17 protein-coding genes are annotated in these 20,398 nt (G+C 64.3%); 3 read left to right on the forward strand and 14 right to left on the reverse strand.

The window, feature by feature from the left end; all coding sequences use genetic code 11:
- Nucleotides 1-22 precede the first annotated feature (22 nt).
- Entirely contained in the window at nucleotides 23-910 is an 888-nt protein-coding gene (gene yghX, locus B9N88_RS01625; RefSeq protein WP_027608524.1) for a YghX family hydrolase, read from the forward strand.
- A gap of 62 nt (nucleotides 911-972) precedes the next feature.
- On the opposite strand, the gene B9N88_RS01630 is transcribed toward yghX, so the two are convergent.
- On the reverse strand, nucleotides 973-2,157 hold the full coding sequence (locus B9N88_RS01630) for a DUF2252 family protein (RefSeq protein ID WP_027608525.1): 1,185 nt from the start codon (nucleotides 2,155-2,157) through the stop codon (nucleotides 973-975).
- 74 nt (nucleotides 2,158-2,231) lie between these two features.
- The gene (locus B9N88_RS01635) at nucleotides 2,232-3,110 is read right to left on the reverse strand and encodes a LysR family transcriptional regulator (protein ID WP_027608526.1); all 879 of its coding nucleotides are present in this window, start codon (nucleotides 3,108-3,110) and stop codon (nucleotides 2,232-2,234) included.
- Between the two features lie 127 nt (nucleotides 3,111-3,237).
- Here B9N88_RS01635 and ampC point away from each other — a divergent pair, with 127 nt between their 5' ends.
- Nucleotides 3,238-4,392: a class C beta-lactamase gene (gene ampC, locus B9N88_RS01640; RefSeq protein WP_027608527.1), complete on the forward strand. Its 1,155-nt coding sequence runs from the start codon at nucleotides 3,238-3,240 to the stop codon at nucleotides 4,390-4,392.
- 56 nt (nucleotides 4,393-4,448) lie between these two features.
- Here ampC and dctM read toward each other — a convergent pair whose 3' ends face one another.
- The 8 genes from dctM to B9N88_RS01680 form a co-directional block, all read right to left on the reverse strand.
- Nucleotides 4,449-5,729, reverse strand: a complete 1,281-nt coding sequence (gene dctM / locus B9N88_RS01645; RefSeq protein ID WP_027608528.1) for a C4-dicarboxylate TRAP transporter large permease protein DctM — start codon at nucleotides 5,727-5,729, stop codon at nucleotides 4,449-4,451.
- The gene (locus tag B9N88_RS01650) at nucleotides 5,729-6,361 is read right to left on the reverse strand and encodes a TRAP transporter small permease (protein ID WP_027608529.1); all 633 of its coding nucleotides are present in this window, start codon (nucleotides 6,359-6,361) and stop codon (nucleotides 5,729-5,731) included. The genes dctM and B9N88_RS01650 overlap by 1 nt, the downstream gene beginning before the upstream one ends.
- Before the next feature lie 48 nt (nucleotides 6,362-6,409).
- A complete protein-coding gene (locus B9N88_RS01655) occupies nucleotides 6,410-7,393 on the reverse strand; it encodes a TRAP transporter substrate-binding protein (protein ID WP_027608530.1) in 984 nt (327 codons plus the stop codon).
- 155 nt (nucleotides 7,394-7,548) lie between these two features.
- A complete protein-coding gene (locus B9N88_RS01660; protein ID WP_027608531.1) occupies nucleotides 7,549-8,361 on the reverse strand; it encodes an HpcH/HpaI aldolase/citrate lyase family protein in 813 nt (270 codons plus the stop codon).
- Between the two features lie 14 nt (nucleotides 8,362-8,375).
- Nucleotides 8,376-9,569, reverse strand: coding sequence for a CaiB/BaiF CoA transferase family protein (locus B9N88_RS01665; RefSeq protein ID WP_027608532.1), 1,194 nt, complete (start codon nucleotides 9,567-9,569; stop codon nucleotides 8,376-8,378).
- A gap of 9 nt (nucleotides 9,570-9,578) precedes the next feature.
- Nucleotides 9,579-10,928 carry an MmgE/PrpD family protein gene (locus tag B9N88_RS01670; RefSeq protein ID WP_027608533.1) on the reverse strand — a complete coding sequence of 450 codons (1,350 nt, stop codon included), beginning with the start codon at nucleotides 10,926-10,928 and terminating at the stop codon, nucleotides 9,579-9,581.
- Between the two features lie 10 nt (nucleotides 10,929-10,938).
- On the reverse strand, nucleotides 10,939-12,102 hold the full coding sequence (locus B9N88_RS01675) for an acyl-CoA dehydrogenase family protein (protein WP_027608534.1): 1,164 nt from the start codon (nucleotides 12,100-12,102) through the stop codon (nucleotides 10,939-10,941).
- 29 nt (nucleotides 12,103-12,131) lie between these two features.
- Nucleotides 12,132-12,950, reverse strand: a complete 819-nt coding sequence (locus B9N88_RS01680) for an HTD2 family dehydratase (RefSeq protein ID WP_027608535.1) — start codon at nucleotides 12,948-12,950, stop codon at nucleotides 12,132-12,134.
- A gap of 248 nt (nucleotides 12,951-13,198) precedes the next feature.
- Here B9N88_RS01680 and B9N88_RS01685 point away from each other — a divergent pair, with 248 nt between their 5' ends.
- Complete coding sequence (locus B9N88_RS01685) at nucleotides 13,199-14,098, forward strand: LysR family transcriptional regulator (protein WP_027608536.1); 900 nt, start codon at nucleotides 13,199-13,201, stop codon at nucleotides 14,096-14,098.
- Here the strand turns inward: B9N88_RS01685 and B9N88_RS01690 are convergent.
- From B9N88_RS01690 to B9N88_RS01705, 4 genes are read right to left on the reverse strand one after another with little or no spacing between them, the layout of a single operon-like run.
- Entirely contained in the window at nucleotides 14,085-16,976 is a 2,892-nt protein-coding gene (locus B9N88_RS01690) for a bpX6 domain-containing protein (protein ID WP_027608537.1), read from the reverse strand. The two genes, B9N88_RS01685 and B9N88_RS01690, sit on opposite strands and share 14 nt — an antisense overlap.
- Nucleotides 16,969-18,795, reverse strand: a complete 1,827-nt coding sequence (locus tag B9N88_RS01695; RefSeq protein ID WP_027608538.1) for a hypothetical protein — start codon at nucleotides 18,793-18,795, stop codon at nucleotides 16,969-16,971. The genes B9N88_RS01690 and B9N88_RS01695 overlap by 8 nt, the downstream gene beginning before the upstream one ends.
- Complete coding sequence (locus B9N88_RS01700) at nucleotides 18,782-19,228, reverse strand: bpX5 domain-containing protein (RefSeq protein ID WP_027608539.1); 447 nt, start codon at nucleotides 19,226-19,228, stop codon at nucleotides 18,782-18,784. The genes B9N88_RS01695 and B9N88_RS01700 overlap by 14 nt, the downstream gene beginning before the upstream one ends.
- Nucleotides 19,225-20,346, reverse strand: a complete 1,122-nt coding sequence (locus B9N88_RS01705) for an AAA family ATPase (RefSeq protein ID WP_027608540.1) — start codon at nucleotides 20,344-20,346, stop codon at nucleotides 19,225-19,227. Before B9N88_RS01705 ends, B9N88_RS01700 begins: the two co-directional genes overlap by 4 nt.
- Nucleotides 20,347-20,398 lie beyond the last annotated feature (52 nt).

Here is a 20,398-nt window from a genome sequence, read left to right on the forward strand (position 1 = left end):
CCGCTAATCGAGGACCGAACCGATGACTCGTCTCACCGCGAAAGACTTTGCCCCCGAACTGCTGGAACTCTACGACGGCTACGCCCACGGCAAGCTCAACCGCCGCGAATTTCTCGACCGCGCGGCGCTGTTCACCTTTGGCGGCCTGACCGCCTCGGCCCTGCTGGCGGCCCTGAGCCCCAACTATGCCCTGGCCGAACAGGTGAAATTCACCGACCCGGACATCGTTGCCGACTACATCACCTACCCCTCGCCCAAGGGCAACGGCACCGTGCGTGGCTACCTGGTGCGCCCGGCCAAGGCCACCGGCAAGCTGCCGGCCGTGGTGGTGGTCCACGAAAACCGTGGCCTCAACCCCTACATCGAAGACGTAGCCCGGCGCCTGGCCAAAGCCGGGTTTATCGCCCTCGCGCCGGACGGCCTGACCTCGGTGGGCGGCTATCCCGGCAACGATGAAAAAGGCGTGGCGCTGCAACAGACAGTCGACCCGACCAAGCTGATGAACGACTTCTTCGCCGCCATCGAATGGCTGATGCACCACGACAGCAGCACCGGCAAGGTCGGCATCACCGGCTTCTGCTATGGCGGCGGCGTGACCAATGCGGCGGCGGTGGCTTACCCGGAACTGGGCGCGGCGGTGTCGTTCTATGGGCGCCAGCCGGAAGCCAAGGACGTGCCGCATATCAAGGCGCCGATCATGCTGCATTACGGCGAGCTGGATACGCGGATCAACGAGGGGTGGCCGGCGTATGAAAAGGCCCTGAAGGCCGCCGGCACGACTTATGAAGCGTACATCTACAAGGGCGCCAACCATGGCTTCCATAACGATTCGACACCGCGTTATGACGAGGCCGCGGCGAATCTGGCATGGGAAAGGACACTCGGTTGGTTCCACAAATACCTGGCCTAAGTGCAGTCCAAATGTGGGAGGGGGCAAGCCCCCTCCCACATTGATCGTCACCGCATTCCAGCTCAGTGTTCCAGCGCATACCGGCGGCAATGGTTGAGGTAGCCCTGCTCATGACTGCCCACCAACTGCACCACGCTGGTCCATAACCACGATGGCGCATCCAATTGCCTGGAGCGGTTTTCCTGCAGCACCGCCATCCAGCCCTTGCGCGTCGCCCGGTCCATCTGCCGGGCATGGGCGATACCGACCACGCGCGCCAGGTAACCGGCGGCGTGCATGGCATCGAGTTCACTCAGTTCGTCCAGTTCCAGCTTCATGTCCTGGGGCAACAGTTCGCGGATGAAAAAGCCATGGTCCAGAAACCGTGTCGCCACCATGCGTTCACCCAGGCCCGGCGACAGCTGGCGGGCGCCCTCCACCACTCGGCGGCCGTTGTCCCTGGGCATCTTCGCCCGTGCCGCGCGCGGTGCGGCGGCGCCGACGGCTTCCTTGATATCGATCAGGCAGTATTCCTCATCGTCCTTGTCGCCCACCCCCAGCAATACGGCGTAGCGCAGCAGGCCGAGGGAGCTGCAGCCCTTGACCCAGTAAGCCGAATCCAGCAGTTGGACCTTGGCGTCCTTGGGGCGGCCCTTGAGCGAGGTGACCAACTGATGGATGTCATCCGACGCGCAGACGCTTTCCAGCGCACTTTTTTCTGCCCGCGACAGCGACCAGAAATGCTTGCCCAGCGGGATCGTCGGCCGCACGTTGTCGATGCGCTCACGGGCCAGGCTTTTCCAGGTGCGCTCGACGGCGCTGCGCATCCCCGCCTTGACCTGGGACGGACGCGGCGGTACCTCGTCGGGCTTGTCCTTGAACGCCTGTTCATAGCCCACCATCATTTCTTCAAGCATGCGCGCGGTGGTCACGCCCGGCAGGTCCGAACCGCGCGCGGCGGTGGCCAGGGACAGCGCCAGGCGCACCAGGTCGTGGGCCGGGTTGCCGATCACGGCCTGGTCAAGGTCGCGGATATGCATATCGATGCGGCCCTTGTTGTCGCCGGTAGGCCCCAGGTTGCCCGCGTGGCAGTCGCCGCAGATCCAGATCGCCGGGCCTTGAGGCAGACGCCTGCCCATCTGGCTGTGCAGCCACTCGTAGAATTGCACGGTGCTGCCGCGCACATACGCGTGGGCGGAGCGTGCCATCTTCAAATTACGCAGTTGGGTGAGGTGTGGCATGCGAGCGGAGGGGCGCGGTATTTTCATGGAATAACTCAGTGCAGGTGTAGCGGTAGAACGCCGGTCCTGAGCAAATGTTTCATTATGTTTCAAAAATAAACTCAGACCCGCCCACTCTCCTCCAGCAACCACGCCTTGAAGGCCTGCATGGCCGAGGTCTCGGCCCGCGACTGCAGGCGCGTCAGCCAGTAGCTGCCGGTGCTGATGCCGACGTCGAAGGGCTGGCGAATCACATCACTCTCCAGTTGCCGCGAGAACATCATCGCCGGCGCCAGCGCCACGCCGCTGCCTTGCAGCGCCGCCTCCATCATCGCCAGCGACGAGTCGAACACGATGCTGCGCGGTACCAGGGTGTCGGCGGGCAGCCCGGCGGCCTGAAGCCACAGGCTCCACTCATTCGCGCGGTAGGAGCGCAATAGCGTGTGTTTCAACAGGTCGGCCGGCGTGTGCAACTGCGCGGCGAGTGACGGCACACACAGCACCGTCAGCGGCGCTTCCAGCAACTCCAGCGCATCCGTGCCGTGCCAGGCACCGGCACCGAAACGGATCGCGTAATCCAGGCCTTCGGCAGCCACGTCGACGCGGTTGTTGTGGGTGGACAGGCGCAGGTCGATGAACGGGTAGCGGCTCTGGAAGTCCGGCAGACGTGGCAGCAGCCAGCCGACGGCAAAGGTGCCGACCGCGCCCACGGTGAGTACCTCGCGGTAATGCCCGCCCTCGAACTGACCCAAGGTGTGGGCAATACGGTCGAACGACTCGCGCACCACCGGCAGCAGGGTTTCGCCCTCGCGGGTGAGCATCAACCCGCGGGGCAGGCGCTTGAACAAGGTGACAGTGAGCTGCGCCTCCAGGCTCTTGACCTGATGGCTGACCGCCGCCTGGGTCACGCATAACTCGATGGCGGCGCGGGTAAAACTCAAATGTCGGGCGGCCGCTTCGAAGGCGCGCAAGGCGTTCAACGGTAAGTGGGAGCGGAGCATATTGACCCCAATATTTCTAATGGCTACTGCGAGATATCATCGTTTGCCCAGGGCCGGCGAACGGCCTACATTTGCCTCGCCCGCGCAGGCTCTTCATTCAATCGATCATTCTCATGGAAGCGTTATCATGCCCCAACATTTACTGTCTGGCGTGCGTAATTTCACCGCCCTCGCGGTGTTTATCGCCGCCGGCAACTGCCTGGCGGCCACCGACCTGCAGGCGGTGGTGGATGCCAATGTAAAACCGCTGATGCAGCAGCAGTCGATTAACGGCCTGGTGGTCGGCGTGGTGCGGGCCGGCAAGGCGCAATACTTTAACTACGGCGTCGCCGCCACCGACACTCGCCAGCCGGTCAGCGAAAACACCCTGTTCGAAGTGGGCTCAGTGAGCAAGACCTTCACCGCGACCCTGGCCGGTTACGCGGTAGCCAGCGGCAAACTCACGCTTTCCGACCCGGCCAGCCATTACCTGCCGGCACTGGGCGGCGGCAAGTTCGACCACATCAGCGTGCTCAACCTCGGCACCTACACCGCCGGCGGCTTGCCCCTGCAATTCCCCGCCAACGCGGATAACAGCCAGCGCATGATCAGCTACTTCCAGCAGTGGCAACCCGACTTCGCCCCTGGCACCCAGCGCCTGTATTCCAACCCGAGCCTGGGGTTGTTCGGCTACCTGGCGGCGCAGAGCCTCAAGCAGCCGTTCGATCAGGCGATGGAAAAGACCCTGTTGCCCGCGCTCGGGCTCAAGCACACCTTCATCAAGGTGCCGCAGAGCCAGATGAGCCTGTACGCCCAGGGCTATGGCAAAGATGGCAAACCGGTACGCGTCGGCCCCGGCGCCCTGGACAGCGAGGCCTACGGCATCAAGACCAGCGCTGCGGACTTGCTGAAGTACGTTGACGCGAACATGCATCCGGCGACGCTGGATAAAACCCTGCAGCAGGCGATCAGCGTGACTCACACGGGTTACTACAACGTGGACGGCATGACCCAGGGCCTGGGTTGGGAAATGTACCCCTACCCCATCCCGCTCGATGGGTTGATGGCCGGCAACTCCACCCCCATGGCAATGGAACCGCACGCGGTCAACTGGCTGACCCCGCCCCAGGCGCCCCACGCCGACACCCTGGTGAACAAGACCGGCTCCACCAATGGGTTTGGCGCCTACGTGGCGTACGTGCCGAGCAAGGGAGTGGGCGTGGTGATATTGGCGAACAAGAACTACCCGAATGCCGAACGGGTAAAGGTCGCCCATGCAATCTTGAGTGCGCTGGACCACTAACGGTGGAGGGGCCGGTGCGACGATTCGACTGGCCCCCTCCCACCTGTTGACCCGCGCTACATCCCCAGCCAATGCGGCAAGGCCAGCGAGATAAACGGCAAGTACGTGACCATGATCAGGAACACCAACAGGATCATCAGCCACGGCAACGCCGCACGAATGGTCTGCCCCAGCGTCAACCCGGTCACCGCCGAGGTCACGAACAGGTTCAGCCCCACCGGTGGGTGCACCAGGCCGATTTCCATATTGACCACCATCACGATGCCCAGGTGAATCGGGTCGATGCCCAGCTTCATGGCGATCGGGAAGAAGATCGGCGCCAGGATCAGCACGATGGCCGAAGGCTCCATGAAGCTGCCGGCGATCAGCAGCACCACGTTGACCATGATCAAAAAGCCAATCGGCGTGAGGCCCTCGGACAGCACCCAGGCGGTGATTTCCTGGGGGATCTGCTCGGTGGTCAGCACATGGGCGAAGAGCATGGCATTGGCGATGATAAACATCAGCATGATCGCCAGGCGCCCGGACTCCAGCAGCACCTTGGGGCAGTCGCGCAGCTTCATGTCCTTGTAGACGAACAACGCCACAAAGGCCGAGTACACGGCCGCCACCGCCGCCGCTTCGGTGGGGGTGAACATGCCGCTGTAGATGCCGCCGAGGATGATCACCAGCAGCAACAGGCCCCAGAAGGCGCGGCGCGCACAGCTCAGCCACTCACGAAACGTCGCCCGTGGCTGGGCCGGCAGCTTCTTGATGCGCGCGACAATGTAGATCGCCACCATCAGCATCAGGCCCAGCAGCAAGCCCGGGATCACCCCGGCCATGAACAGCTTGCCCACCGAGGTTTCCGTCGCCGCCGAGTACACCACCATCACGATCGACGGCGGAATCAGGATGCCCAGGGTGCCGGCGTTGCAGATGATCCCCGCGCCGAATTCCTTCGGGTAACCGGAGCGCACCATGCCCGCCACCGCAATCGAACCCACCGCCGCCACCGTCGCCGGGGATGAGCCGGACAGCGCCGCAAACAGCATGCACGCCAGTACCGCCGCAATCGCCAGGCCGCCACGGATATGCCCGACACAGGCGTTGGCAAAGTCGATCAGCCGCTGCGCCACGCCGCCGGTGGTCATGAACGCACCGGAGAGCAGGAAGAACGGGATCGCCAGGAAGGTATAGGCGTCGGAGGTTTCGAACAGCTTGATCGCCAGGGAACTGACCGAGTCCGGGCTGAACATCAGGATCGACACCGCGCCCGACAAACCCAGCGCGATGGCAATCGGCACGCCGAGGAACATGAACACGAACAACAACAGGAACAGACAGAGCACGGCCATCAGTGACGCTCCCCATGGCTGCCGGCCAACTTGCTGGCCTCACCGGCCTCGTCGGCCAGCCCCAACCCGACCTGACGGCGGGTAAAGATGCGGTAGAAAATTTCCAGGTAGCGGATAAACACCAGGGCAAAACCGATGGGCACGATGATCACGATGTCACCCACGTCGATGCCGAACTTATCGAGGTCTTCGGCGCCGATATGGGCAGTCATCACCGCGCTGACCCACTTGTAGCTGGCGACCATGAACAGACCGGCATAGGCCAGGCAGCACAGGCAGGCGAGCATGCCCAGCACGCGCTGCACCGGACGCCGGGTCAGCTTGACCAGCGCGTCCACCCCCAGGTGCCCGGCGGTGCGCACGCCATAGGAAATGCCGAAGAAAATCAGCCAGCCGAACATGGCCTTGGTCAGCGCCACGCTCCAGGTCATGTCCTGGGCCCAGGTCATGGTGCCGTCGCCCAGGGCGCTGAAGAAGTTGCTGCTGAAGGCCCACTTGTCGGCAAGGGCAAAGAACAGCGTGTAGATGTTATTGAGCATGACGTAGACGAATGTCACCAGGGTCATGGCCGCCAGCAGGAAGGCAATAAAGCCTTCCTCCAGGTGCTCCCAGACGCGCCTTAGCGTTTGCATGGCAAAACCTCGCGAAAGCAAAATGAGATGTCAGGGCGGAAACCGGCCTTAGTGGTTGGCGGCATCCGCCGCTTTGATCAGATCAGCCCCGATGTCCCCTTCGAACTTCTGCCATACCGGGCGCATCGCGTCGCGCCACAGCTGGCGTTGCTCGGGGGTCAGCTCGATGATTTCGCTGGTCCTGGCGTCGATGATCTTCTGCCTGGCCGACTGGTTCAGGGCTTCGGCCTGTTTGTTCACCTCGACGGTGACCTCGACCATGACCTGCTCCAGGGTGCCGCGGATGTCCGGCGGCAGGCCGTTCCAGAAGGTGGCATTGGTGATGACCATGTAGTCGATCAGGCCATGGTTGGATTCGGTGAAGTACTTCTGCACTTCGTTGACCTTCTGGCTTTCATAGTTCGACCAGGTGTTCTCGGTGCCATTCACGGTGCCGGTCTGCAAGCCCTGGTACACCTCGGCAAAGCTCATCTTGCGCGGGTTGGCGCGGATCGCCTTGAACTGTTCCTCCAGCACGCTGGAGGCCTGCACGCGGAATTTCAGGCCACGGGCGTCCTTGGGTTCATGCAGCGCCTTGTTGGCGGAGAGTTGCTTGAGGCCGTTGTGCCAATAAGCCAGGCCGAGGATGTTCTTGTTCTGCATCGAGGTCAGCAGTTGCTTGCCCTCGGCGGCCTGGAAGCGGTCGACGGCGGCCAGGTCGTTGAACAGGAACGGCAGGTCATAGATCTGCACTTGCCGGGTGTATTGCTCGAACTTGGCCAGGGATGGCGCCAGCATCTGCACGTCGCCCAGCAGCAGCGCTTCCATTTCCTTGCCGTCACCGAACAGTGACGAGTTGGGGTACACCTCGACCTTGACTTTGCCCGGCAAGCGTTCTTCGGCGAGCTTCTTGAACAGCAACGCGCCCTGGCCCTTGGGGGTGTTTTCAGCGACCACGTGGGCGAACTTGATCACGATCGGGTCCGCCGCCTGGGCCAGGCCTGCGGCAAACAAGGTGGCGGCGCAGAACAGCGCCCGAGAAAGCTTGAGCATGGAAATCACCTTCTTATTGTTGTGTTGTAGGGCAAGGTGCCTGATATGACGCGTGTAGTGAATTTCGAATTTTTGATACCTGCGTTCGGCCACGCCGAACACCAACCTCAAGAAAAATGCAGTTCCCCCGGCCACATTTGATTCGGCTCCGTCAGCTATGACTGTGCGAGCAACCGCTGCGCCCGCAACAACACCGGCGCATCCACCATCTGCCCATCAATCTGGTAAGCCCCCGCCCCATGCGCCCCGGCGTCCACCACCCGCTGCGCCCAGGCCAGGTCTGCGGCGCTGGGCGCCAACGCTTCATGGATCACCGCCACCTGCCTGGGATGGATACACAACGCGCCGGCAAAGCCCATTTCATAGGCATGCCGGATCGAACGGCGCAGGCCGTCGGGGTCGTCGATGGCCGGGTGCACGCCATCCAGTGGCGCCACCAGGCCAGCCGCGCGGGAGTGCACGATCAGCGCCAGGCGTGCCTGGTCGAGGGCGAACTGCGCGGCCGGGGAGTTGCTGCTCAGGTTGAGGTCCAGCGCCAGGTCCAGGCCGCCGAATGACAGACGTTCGACCTGCGGCGCCTGGGCGATGTCGGCCAGCGCCAGCAAGCCGCGGGCGCTTTCGATAATCGGCCAGATCAGCTTGCCCGCCGTGGCGACCACCGCCACCTGGGCCGCACTTTCCACTTTCGGCAGGAGTACACCCGCCACGTTGGCGTAGGCTTTGCAAAACGCCACATCGTCGAAATGCCCGGCATGTTCCGGCGCATTGATGCGCACCCACACCCGGGCCTGCGGGTGACTTTGCAGGAACGCCCCGAGGTTATCCCGCGCCTGGCGCTTGAGCGGCTCTTCCACCGCGTCTTCGAAATCCACGATCACGGCGTCGGCGCCACTGGCCAGCGCCTTGGCAAAGCGTTCCGGTCGGCTGCCGGGAACAAACAGCGCAGAGCGCACAAGAGGATTTGGCATAACGGACTTCCTTATTAGATAACGCCGCGCGCACGCAGGCTGTCGATGGCATCGCCGGAGTAACCGAGCTGCTCGAGGATGCCCTGGCTGTGCTGCCCCAGCGCCGGTACGGCGTCCATGCGCGGGGTAAACGCCCCGTTGCGCGCCGGCGGCAGCAGCGACGGCAGCGGGCCGGCAGGGCTTGCGACTTCACGCCAACTGTCGCGGGCCTTGAGCTGCGGGTGGTCCCACACGCCTTGCATATCGTTGACGCGGGCGCTGGCGATCTGCGCGTCCTCCAGGCGCTGGATCACGGCCTCGGCATCCAGTTGGGCAAAGCTGTCGACGATGATCTGGCGCAGCGCCTCGCGGTTGGCCGAGCGCTTGAAGTTGGCGCTGAAGCGCTCATCCGTCGCCAGCCCAGGCGTGAGCAGGACCTTGTCGCAGAACGCCGCCCATTCGCGCTCATTCTGCAAACCGAGCATCACCGTGCCGCCGTCACCGGTGGGAAAAGGCCCATAGGGGTAGATGGTCGAGTGCGCCGCGCCGGCACGCGGGGGTGGAGGCGCACCGTCGAAGGCGTAGTACATCGGGTAGCCCATCCATTCCACCAGGCTTTCGAGCATGCTCACGTCGATGCGGCTGCCCTGCCCCGTCTTGCCGCGCAGCAGCAGCGCGGAAAGGATGCCGCTGTAGGCGTACATGCCGGCGGAGATGTCGGCGATGGAGCAACCGGCCTTGGCCATCTGTTCGTCGCCCGGGCCACCGGTCACCGACAGAAAGCCGCCCTCGCTCTGGATCAGCAGGTCATAGGCTTTCTTTTTCTCGTAGGGCCCGCCTTCGCCATAGCCGGAAATGTCGCAGACGATCAGCCGTGGAAAGCGTGCATGCAGCGCCTCGAACGACAGGCCCATGCGCGCCGCCGCGCCCGGTGCAAGGTTCTGCACCAGCACATCGGCATCGGCCAGCAGGCTGTCGAGGATGGCGTCGGCTTCGTCCTGCTTGAGGTCCAGGGTGAGGCTTTCCTTGGAGCGGTTGGTCCACACGAAATGCGAGGCCAGGCCACGCACGCGCTCATCGTAGCCACGGGCGAAGTCACCGGCACCGGGGCGTTCGATCTTGATCACGCGGGCGCCGAGGTCGGCCAGTTGACGGGTGCAAAAGGGCGCGGCAATCGCGTGTTCCAGGCTGACAACGGTGATGCCGTCCAGCGGTCGTGGGTCAGTCATGACAGTTCCTCAGAGCCAGTGGGCCATGGACGCGGCGTTGCGCACATCCCAGACCTTGGCGATCAATGTGTCGGCCTGGGCCGGTGTGCGAGCGTTACTGAACCGGGCGAGGCGCTGGAATTTATCCGCCAGTTCTGCACGGCTCAGGGTGTTGCCCGGGTCCCCCTTGGGTTCGTCGATGGCGCCGTGCAGGGTGCGGCCGTCAACCGTGGTGACGGTGACGCGGCCGAGCCAGCGCTGCGGGTAGGCGCCATCGACCTCGGGGTCGAGGGTCATGCTGACCCTGTCGCGAAAGGCGGCGACGGCGGGATCGGTCAACGCGTACTCATGGAACTCGGTGGGCCCGGCCTTGCCATGCACGGCGATCAACCCCAGCACGGTGCCCATGGAGAACTTGGCCTGATGCACGCTGGTCGGCACGCTTACCCGTCCCAGCACATCGATGGCGCCTTGGTGCACACGGGTTTCCACACGGGCGACATCGACGGCTTCCAGGCCTTCGCGTTGCATCAACGCCAGCAACGCATCGGCGGCCGGATGGGTATGGCGGCACGACGCGTGGAACTTGAACGAGGTCTCCAGCAGCGCCCAACGGCTGCCAAGGCCAGCCGACAACTTGCTCGGCTCGGCATCCGTGGACATGCCCGCCGCCAGACCCTGGTCGCCTTCGAGGATATTGCGCGCACCGGTCAGGCCATCCGCCGTCAGGTACGCGGCGAGCAAACCGTCCGCGGCCGCCTTGGCCGTGTGCAGTTGCTTGGAGTCGGCGGCATCGCGCAGGAACTCCCACAGCCCGGCGGCCTGGGTGCCGGCGCTGCCGAGCAGATGGATGAACTGGTCCTGATTGAAACCCAGCAACTTGCCCACCGCCACGGCCGCCGCCAGGGTGCCCACCGTGGCCGTGGTGTGGAAGATGCGGTAGTGGGAGCGCCCCATGAATTCGCCGATGCGGATCCCGGCCTCGTAGCCGGCCACCGAGGCCAGCAACAAGTCACGGCCGGATTTACCGAGGTCCTGGGCGGCGGCCAAGGCAGCGGGAAACACCACGGTGGCCGGGTGCAGCACCGAGCTGTTGTGCAGGTCATCCTGTTCCACCAGGTGGGACGAGGCGCCGTTGACCAGCGCGGCGAAATACGCGCTGCTGCCGGTGCCATTGACGATCACCTGGGCAGGGCCGCTGCTCGGGCCCATCTTCTGGGCATAGCGCTCGAACAATGGGATCGGGTGCGCGCCCTGGCTGGCCAACGCGGACGCCAGCCAATCCAGGAACAGGTCTTCGGTGCGCGCCAGCACGGGTTCGGGCAACTGCTCGTAGGCCAGCTCGGCCAGGAACCGACACAGGGCTTGGGTATGGCTCATGGGCAGGCCCTCAGAAGCTGCGTGGCAGCTCGAGCAGGTGCTCGGCCACGTAGGACAGGATCAGGTTGGTGGAGATCGGCGCCACCTGGTACAGGCGCGTCTCGCGGAATTTGCGCTCCACGTCGTACTCACAGGCAAAGCCAAAGCCGCCGTGGGTCTGCAGGCAGGCATTGGCCGCTTCCCAGGACGCCTTGGCCGCCAGGTACTTGGCCATGTTCGCGCTGGCGCCGGCATTCGCGCCGCTGTCGTATTCCGTACAGGCGCGCCAGCGCATCAGGTCGGCCGCTTCGACTTCGATATGGGCTTCGGCAATCGGAAACTGCACGCCCTGGTTCTGCCCGATGGGCCGGCCGAACACCACGCGGTCGCGGGCGTAGGCGCTGGCCTTGTCGATAAACCAGCGGCCGTCGCCGATGCATTCGGCGGCGATCAGGGTGCGTTCGGCATTGAGGCCGTCGAGGATGTATTTGAAGCCCTTGCCCTCTTCGCCGATCAAGCTATCGAGGGGCAGTTCAAGGTTGTCGAAGAACAACTCATTGGTCTCGTGGTTGACCATGTTCGCGATGGGCTGCACGGTCAGGCCGTTGCCGATGGCCTCACGCAGATCGACCAGGAAGATCGACATGCCTTCGGACTTTTTCTTCACCTCGGCCAACGGCGTGGTGCGGGCCAGCAGGATCATCAGGTCGGAATGCTGCACCCGCGAGATCCAGACTTTCTGGCCGTTGATCACGTATTGGTCGCCACGCTTGATCGCGGCGGTCTTGATCTTGGTGGTGTCGGTGCCGGTGGTGGGCTCGGTGACGGCCATGGATTGCAGGCGCAATTCGCCACTGGCGAGCTTGGGCAGGTAGAAGCGTTTTTGCGCCTCGCTGCCGTGACGCAACAGGGTGAACATGTTGTACATCTGCCCGTGCACGGTGCCGGAGTTACCGCCGCAGCGGTTCACCTCCTCGAGGATCACCGAGGCTTCGGCCAGGCCCAGGCCGGAGCCGCCGTACTCCTCGGGAATCATCGCCGACAGCCAGCCGGCGTCGGTCAGCGCCTTGACGAAGGCTTCGGGGAAGCCCTTTTCTTCGTCGATCCGGCGCCAGTAGGCCGCGTCGAATGCGGCGCACAAGGCGCGCACGCCGTCGCGGATGGCATTGAGTGCTTCGTTGTCATTCGGGTTCATCTCATGGCTCTCCGCCTGTTGTTCTTGGCTTATTCGAAATGCACTTCAGCGGTCTGCGCCAGGCCATCGGTATTCCCGGCCCACAACGCCGCCACCCCGGTTTCACTGAGGCGACCGCCCACGTCGAACGGCTGCGGCGCAATCAACGGGCGCACGCCGCGATAGGCAAAGCGCCGCACGCTGGCTTCGGGATGGGCGCGGCAAAACGCGCGCAGGCTCAAGGTCGCGATCAGCGGGCCATGCACCACCAACCCGGCGTAGCCTTCGGTGCCGGTGACATAGGGGTAGTCGTAGTGAATGCGGTGACCGTTGAAGGTCACGGCGCTGTAGCGAAACAGCAGGGTCGGCGTGGGGTCGATGGTTTCCTGCCACTCGCCCTGGGCCGGGGCCTCGCCGCTGCCCGGCTTGGGCGGCGTCGGCTCGCGGTAGACGATGTCCTGTTCTTCGCGGATCGCCAGGCGACCGTCCTGGGCATAGTCATGACGCACGGTGACAAACAACAGCGAGCCGCTGCGGCCGGTCTTTTCTTCGACCTGGGTGATGGTCGACACGCGGGTGGCCGCCTCGCCGGCCCGCAGCGGGTGCAGGAACTCGATACGCCCGCCCGCCCACATGCGATTGCGGTTATCCGCCGGCGGCAGGAAGCCGCCACGGGCCGGGTGGCCGTCGCCGCCCAGGGCGCTTTCCGGCAGCGGGTCCTGGAAGAAGCACCACTGCCACAGCGGCGGCAGGTCCGCGCCCTGCTCGGGGACGGCTTCGCCAAAGGTGGCGGCAATGCGTTTGAGCAGGTTATGGCTCAGGTGGTCGTGGGCGGTTTCGCTTTGGCCGATCCAGTCAGTGGCGCTCATCGGGTACAGGTCCTCGGGCAGTGAGTGTCTGCCCCGGATCATGCAAGCGCCGGCCCGTTCTGAGAATTTGCATTTCAATAAACCAGCGTTCGGTTATGCTGAACGCCGCATTCCAACCCGTACCATTTGTGGCGAAGGCGCTTGCTCCCGCTGGACTGCGCAGCAGGCCTGGTTTTTTGCGGCCGCTTTGCGCCCCAACGGGAGCAAGCTCTCCCTCGCCACAGGTCTTCGCAAGCCTGGAGTTTTGCATGCACTTCGACCTGGCCGACCTGCGCCTGTTTATCCATATCGCCGAATCCCCCAGCCTGACCCAGGGCGCCAGGCGCGCGTTCCTCTCGCCGGCCGCCGCGAGTGCGCGGATCAAGGCGCTGGAAGGCCAACTCGACACGCGCCTGCTGTACCGCGACAGCCGTGGCGTAGAGATCACCCCGGCGGGTGAACGGCTGCTGCACCATGCGCGGTTGATCATGCGCCAGGTGGATTACCTCAAGAGTGAGTTCACCCAATACGGCGTGGATTCCGCCGGGCATATCCGCATCTTCGCCAACACCACGGCGGTCACCGAGTTCCTCCCGGAGGTGCTGGCCGGCTTCCTGTCCCAACGTCCTGGCGTGACCGTCGACCTGCAGGAGCGCTTATCCCGCGATATCGTGCGCGGCGTGCTGGATGGCACCAGTGACATGGGCATCATCGCCGGCCCCGTGGAGGCGGCGGGTTTGCAGGTGCTGCACTTCAGCACCGACACACTGGTGCTGATGGTGCCCGTCGGCCACGCCTTGGCCGGTCAAGCCTCGGTCACCCTGGAGCAGACCCTGGCCTATCAGCATATCGGCCTGCATGAAGGCAGCACCTTGCTCAGCTTCCTGCGTGAACACGTCGAGCGGCTGGGCAAGCATTTGTCCCTGCGTATCCAGGTGTCGAGCTTCGAGGCGATTTGCCGGATGGTCGAAGCGGGCGTGGGCATCGGCATCATCCCCGAGTCCGCCGCCGTACGGCACAGCCGCACCATGCAACTGGTGGCGGTGACGCTGGATGAGCCGTGGGCGATTCGCGAGCGCAGTATTCTGGTCAGGGAGCTTGAGGCACTGCCCGGCACCATACGGGCATTGATTGCCACGTTGATGCCGGAAACGGTCAATGCAGGGTGAGGTTGTGCTGGCTGGCGTGGTCGAGGTTGATGTGGCTCAAGCGGCCTTGATCATCGAATAACAGCCAGTCCGCCCCCAGGCGCCGCGCCTGGACTTGCGCTTGTGGCCAGTGCAGGCTGACGCAGAGCCGGTCGCTGGCGCGATGAATGAAATGCCAACGGGTCTCTTCTTCCTCCACGCCATAGCGGATCAGCAGCCAGTCCTCGAACAGGAATGGCCAGACCGTTTGATCCCACTCCTCCTCCCGCAGGTTGCCGGGCAAACGATAGCCCTTGCGCGCCCCACCCTGCTTCAGGACGAGGATCGGCGGCCCTTCGCTGTCGTACTTGATCAAGTATTGCGCCGCCTGACCGGTTGCACTGGGTAGCCCGAAATCCGCTTCTATGACATCGATTCCAGGGTCGCGACTGATCAAGCGGCGCTCCGGCAAACGATAATGCCAGAGCGCCAGGATCCCGCCCATTTCCAACAGCCAGAGGTATTCGTTGTGCTGATCCGTCTCGAGGGCATGCACCCGTGCCGGTAGATCGCCCACGTGCCATAACGTTTCAAACCCACGATCGACGTCCACCACCCGCAGTTCCCGGTCACGGCCGACGGTCCAGGCAGTGCCGTCAAACACCTTGGCAAATACGTCCAGCGCCAAGACACCAAGGTCCGTGGCCGTGCGGCTTACCAGGTCCAGCTTGCTGATACGCCACAGCCGGTCTCGACGCGTCAGCGCCAAGGCCACTTGGCGGCTGCGGCCGATGACAATCTGCTGCGCCGGCACCGCAAAATGAAACAGCGTCTTGCCCTGCGCATCCACCACCATCGCGCCGGCCTCGCCCAGCCCCAACAGGTAACGCTCATCGTGCAGGGGCACGGCATCCAGGATCGGCCGATTGCCCGCCGCCGGTGCGGACCACTCCAGCGTGCTGCCCACGCGGTCCAGCGACACAACGGCTGGACGTTTCAGCGCCTGGCCCGGCAGGTCCGCCTGAAGCAATTTATCCCGACTCATTTTGACCAGCGCCTGCAACTGATTGAAGTTCAGACGCCCGTGCCCACTGAACTGGTCGGCAAGAATCGCGTGCACGGTAGCGCCTGCCAGCCAGGCCAGGGCCGAGGATTGGGCTTTATGTTCCAGCAATGCCTCGGCCAGGGCGGCGCGCTCGCTGCCGCGCGCGGGGTCGTCACGCACGTCTTCGACCCATTCGCCGTACGCCTCCAGGGTGTCCGGCAGCAGGATGGCGCGCTTGACCAACGCGCCAATGGCCAGGCGCCCACCGGCCGCTTCGGCATTGAGCAGCCATTGCGCGGCGCGTGGGCGTTCAGCCGGCAGACTCCAGATCACATCGACCGCTTGCAGCCACAATCCCTTGGCGATCAACGCTTCGGCCCACTCCAGGCGCAGGCGGTCGGCGGTTTCCGGTGATTTGGCCTGGAGCATCAACACCGCATCGCCGAAGGCATCGTCACGGCGCGCCACCAGCAAGGCGCGCTGCCAGTTCTCGGCCAGGCACAACAGGCGTACGATCACCCCAGGTGGCATATCCCAGGCCAGGGCGAGGTCGGCGGCTTGTTGATAGCGCGCGTGTTTTTCCAGGTAATCGAGGGCCTGCTGTCGCTCCTTGAGCAACTCGGCGAGGATAAACACCGCTTCTTCAATGCGCCCGGCGCGGTCCAGGCGCTCATAGGTCTGGCGGTAGACCTGGCGCAGGTGCTCGGTCATCCCCTCTTCGAAGAACATCGAACGGCTTGCCCCGTTCTGCCGGTCCAGGGCCAGGTCCTGGCGGCGTTGGGGCGTTCCAAAGCTCTGCTCGTCACCGGACTGCTCACCATTCAAGGGAATGGCATGGCGCAAGGCTTCTTCGAAATTGCCGTCCTCGAACATCTCAAGCATCCGCCGCACATAAGCAGCCTGACGCTTGCCATACAACGTGGACAAACGCGAATGCAGGGTCAGGCGGGTCAGCCAGCGGCGCCATGCGGCGGGTTTGTGCTGGCGCGGTTCGCTGCGCGCAGCGATGCCTGGGGCGACCGGTGCTGTTGGCGTGCCGGCGACTGGCGTGCGCCCACGCCGCAGCGCTCGGTTCAGGCCCCATAAAAAGCCGGTCAAGAACAGCCCACCGACCAACGTCAAGCCGACCACCGCAAAAACCTGGTCGCTGCTCAGCGTCGGCATGGGTGTCAAGGGCGCGTGCTGACCCTGGTTGGCCATCCACAGCACAGCAGTCACCAGCGCCAAGGTCGCGCCAAGCTTGAGTGCCGGGAACGCGGCAGGCTCGCGTGAGCCCCACTCGCTGTTGCCAGGCGCGGTCGCTTTGGCCGGCGGGCTCTTCGGCGCATGGCGCTGACATTCGATCAGCGCCTGCATCACCCCTTCCCGCTCCGGGCTGACGGGTCCCAGTGCCCCGCCGAGAATCTCACGCACATCGGTGACCCGCAGCGGCGGCACCGGTTCCAGTACCGGTGCATGGCAGTCGAAGGTATCCAACAGTGTGCAGGCGCTGATATCCAGCCACTGCCCAGGCGCCAGCAACTGCGCATCGCGCAACTGCAAGGCCTGCACCTGGCTGCCACGCACCAGCCATAGGTCGGCAGCCGGCAAGGCCCGCAGCTCCTGCGGGTCGAGCAACGCGGAGGACAAACCACGGCCCTGGCGCACCAGCGGCCAACCGACCAGGGTTTCGCACAACACCGATTCAGGCCGCGCGAACTGCAACACATCGCCGTCGGCAAAGCGGTAGGCACGGGCGCCGGGCTGCCAGTATTCGAGGATCAAGCCGGCGCGCTCGTGCAAATCCAAGCGGTCGCTGGAAAACCACAGCCCATCAATGTGTTGATGCCCCGTCAGCAGCGGGCGCCTGATCAGCATTCCGTCCTGTTCAAGCATGCTCACGCTCATGAGTTAACAACGCGACCTGGTTACACAGCACTTGCAGGCGCATGGCACGCTCGGGCACCGAATACACCAACAGTTCACGGGCGCTGGTGATAACGGCGACCAGGCCACTCATCGGGCAGAACGTTGCCCGCGCAATCGCTGCCGAGGTGGTGAACAGCACACGCTGCTGCCCTTCGATATACAAACCGACGGTGTACTGGTTCGGGCCCAGCAGTACCAGCGCGTGCAGTTCCTGGGGGCCAACCTCATGGTGCAGGCCGATGGCCTTCCAGCCGGGGGCCAGGTCGATCTGGGCTTTTTTCGAGGGGAAGCTGTCGTGGGTGACCACGCGCCAACGTTGGCTGCCAAGATTATCGGTCAGCAGTGCACAGCCGCCAAAGTACTGCCGCCAATAGGCGGTGCCTGCAAACAGTACCTGGCTCACGCCATTGGCCGTACCCACCGCGTAACCACCGGACCTCAGCCCATCGCCCGTAGCCGCATACACGACGACTTGCCCGCCTTCACTGCGGGCGTAGGCCAGGGTCAAGGTGTCGACCTGGGCCAGGCCGATGACATTGTCGGTGATGTCGCAGCCCTCACGCGCCGGGGCGCGGAGCACCGCGCCTTGCCAGCAGGCGAGCCGGCCCTTGCTGTCCAGCAGGTAGAGCCGTTCGCTTTTCTGACTGCGCAACCACACCGAGGGCAGGAACGTCGCGGTGCCTGGAGGAAGGTGCAGTCGTTCGGCGGGCGGTTTGTCGATCGGGGCAATGCCCGGTATGTTCCAGAAGCTCAAGGTGTTGTCACTGCTGAGCACCGCGCCCAGGCTGCGGTAGTGAAAGCTCATGCTCAACGCGCGTTGGTGGCTTGACCACAGGCGCCGACGCACCTCGAGGGATTTTTTCTGGTTCCTCGACGGCAGCTTGATCACCACCATTCCGGTTTCGTCCAGCATGCGCAGGGCGACATGGCTGCCGGAGCCTGAGATCACCGGCGGCAAGGTCAGGACCACGCGCGGCACCACACCAGTCTTGCTGGCGGGCGGTGCCTTGACCTCGTGATCGAACTGCCCTTTGAGCAATTGCACCGCGTGCTGCGCTTGCGGCATCGGCAGCAACACCCGTCGCGTCTGGCTTGCCTGCAGCTCAAACGACAGGCTACGCCCATCCAGGCTGCGCTTGACCTGGACCCGGTGGCTGCAATGCCTGGCGTCGGCGACCGGCAAGCGTTGCCCGACCATCCAGCATTCACCCACAGGACGATCCTGCGCGGCCATCCAGTCGCGCCAGGCATACCAATGGCTGTCGCTCACCCCTTCATAGGTGCGGGCGTTAAGCAGACGTTTGATCTGTGCAGGCGAATCCAGTTCATGCAACACCGGCGGACCTTGCAGCAGCCCCCAACGCAGCTCGGCGCCCGCCTCTTCGGCACGCCGCGCCAACAGCATCAGCAATGCGATATGCACCAGGCGTGCGGCCCCCAACTGCAAGGGACCGGCGTCGAACAGCACCACTATCAGGCGGTTGGCCTCACGGGCACGGTACTGGGGCGCGAGGAACATATGCTCGCCCCCGACCGCACGGCGAAGAAACTCATCGGGTACCTCCTCTGCCAGCAACCATTCACTGGAGAGCAGACGCTCATAGGGGCCACGGCGTTGCAGGTCGCCCAGGCCATCAGGCTCCGGCACACCGCCTTGTTGCCTGCCCCGCAGTGGGCCGAGCAGCGGGTTGAGACGGCCCAGCAGATCGGCGAACACCGGCAGGTGCTGGGGCGCAAACCATTCCAGCCACTGCCGCCAGGGTTGCAGGGCATCAGGCAGTTGCATCGGGCATCCCCCAGTGAGCAGCGATTCGCCGCAAATGATCGGGGCTGACGGGCAGCAAGCGATCCAGCGGCACCACGGCCTGCGGTTCACGCCACAGCAATAACGGCGAACGTTTGAAGCGTGCCGCCAGGGCCTGGCCCAGCACATCTACCGCAGCTGTCGGCTCCCAACTGGTGGGCAACCACAGCCCTGGCGCGACATCTCCCGGTGCGGCGTAGGCCACCCCGTCGACCCAGGGCAGGTCAACACCGGCGCCGGTAACCACCAGCACTTCACCGCTGGCCGTGGCTTGCAGTCGCGCAGCCTGTTCGTCCGGCAGCTGTAACAAGCGCGCGTGCAGAAGCCGAGCAGCGTCACCCCAGGCGACAGCGGCCTGCGGCTCGGTCGGCACCTGCCGTGGGCGCCAGGTCCATCGCTGCAACGCTGCACTCATGGCGTGGGCGTCAGCAGTCGCGCCAATTGCCCGCGTACCTGTCGCAACGGCTCAGGCAGGGTCTGGCTGTTGAAGTTGGCGTCAATCTCGCGCAGCAGGCCTTCCAGCGCCGGGCTCGCCGGTGGTTCGGTGCGTGCCAGGTAATCTTCGGCGGTTTCCAACAGGCGATTGAGTCGTGACATCGGCTGCAAGGTGGCTTCCTCCACCGCACTGAACAAATGACGGTTGCTGGAGGCGGCAAACAGGTCGCGCAGCACTTCACGACCGTGCTGCTGGGTTTCCTGGGTCGGCAGCACGTACAGCAGCGGCCACAGGTCGGCATCGCTGGCTTCCAGGCGCCCGCCCAGCAAGGCAGCCGCTGCGATCAGCCGTTGAGACTTGACGATGCGCCGGTCCGATAACTGAATGCCGGCTTCACGCAGGCGGCGGATAGCCTGGGCCAGTAACGGACGTACGGTGTTTAGATCGACGCTTTTCAGCGCATGGCCAAGGGTGTCCAACTGGGTCAAACCGAGCAACTGCTGCACCGGCCGCTGTTCCGACTGCCAGCCACCCGCGAGCATGGCCTCCAACTGGTTATCCGGCACCGACTCGACAAACAGGTGCAACAGGAAACGATCGCCGAACGCCGCCAGCGCTTCGTCGTCCGGCAGGCCGTTGGCAGCACCGACACACACGCGCAGCGGGCATTGGATCTGGGTGTGTCCACGGCGAAAGCGGCGTTCGTTAAGCACGCCCAGCAGGGTGTTGAGGATGGCGGTCGAACCGAGGAAGACCTCATCGAGAAAGACGATATCGGCTTCCGGCAGCATGCCGCTGACGTCGGTTTCGACGGTGCCTTCGCGCAGTTTCTTCAAGTCCACCGCACCAAACAATTCCGAGGGTTCGGTAAAGCGCCCCAGCAGGTACTCGAAATAACGCCCGCCCATGGACTGCGCCACACGCCGCACCACGGCACTCTTGGCGGTGCCAGGTGGCCCGATGACCAGGATGTGTTCCTGGGCCACGGCGGCCAATACAATCAGCTCGGCCAGTTGCTCGCGTCCGACCAGGCCTTCGGTGGCCGCACGCACGGCATGGCGAATTTGCGCGGCAGCGCTGTGCAACTGAGCAATCATGGGTGTCTTCCCTGAAACCAAAGCAAGGAATCTTGCCTGAGGCTAAGGTATT

Origin of the sequence: Pseudomonas sp. LAMO17WK12:I1 (assembly GCF_900177315.1) — a bacterium.
In the GTDB taxonomy this organism is placed as follows: Bacteria; Pseudomonadota; Gammaproteobacteria; order Pseudomonadales; family Pseudomonadaceae; genus Aquipseudomonas; species Aquipseudomonas marginalis.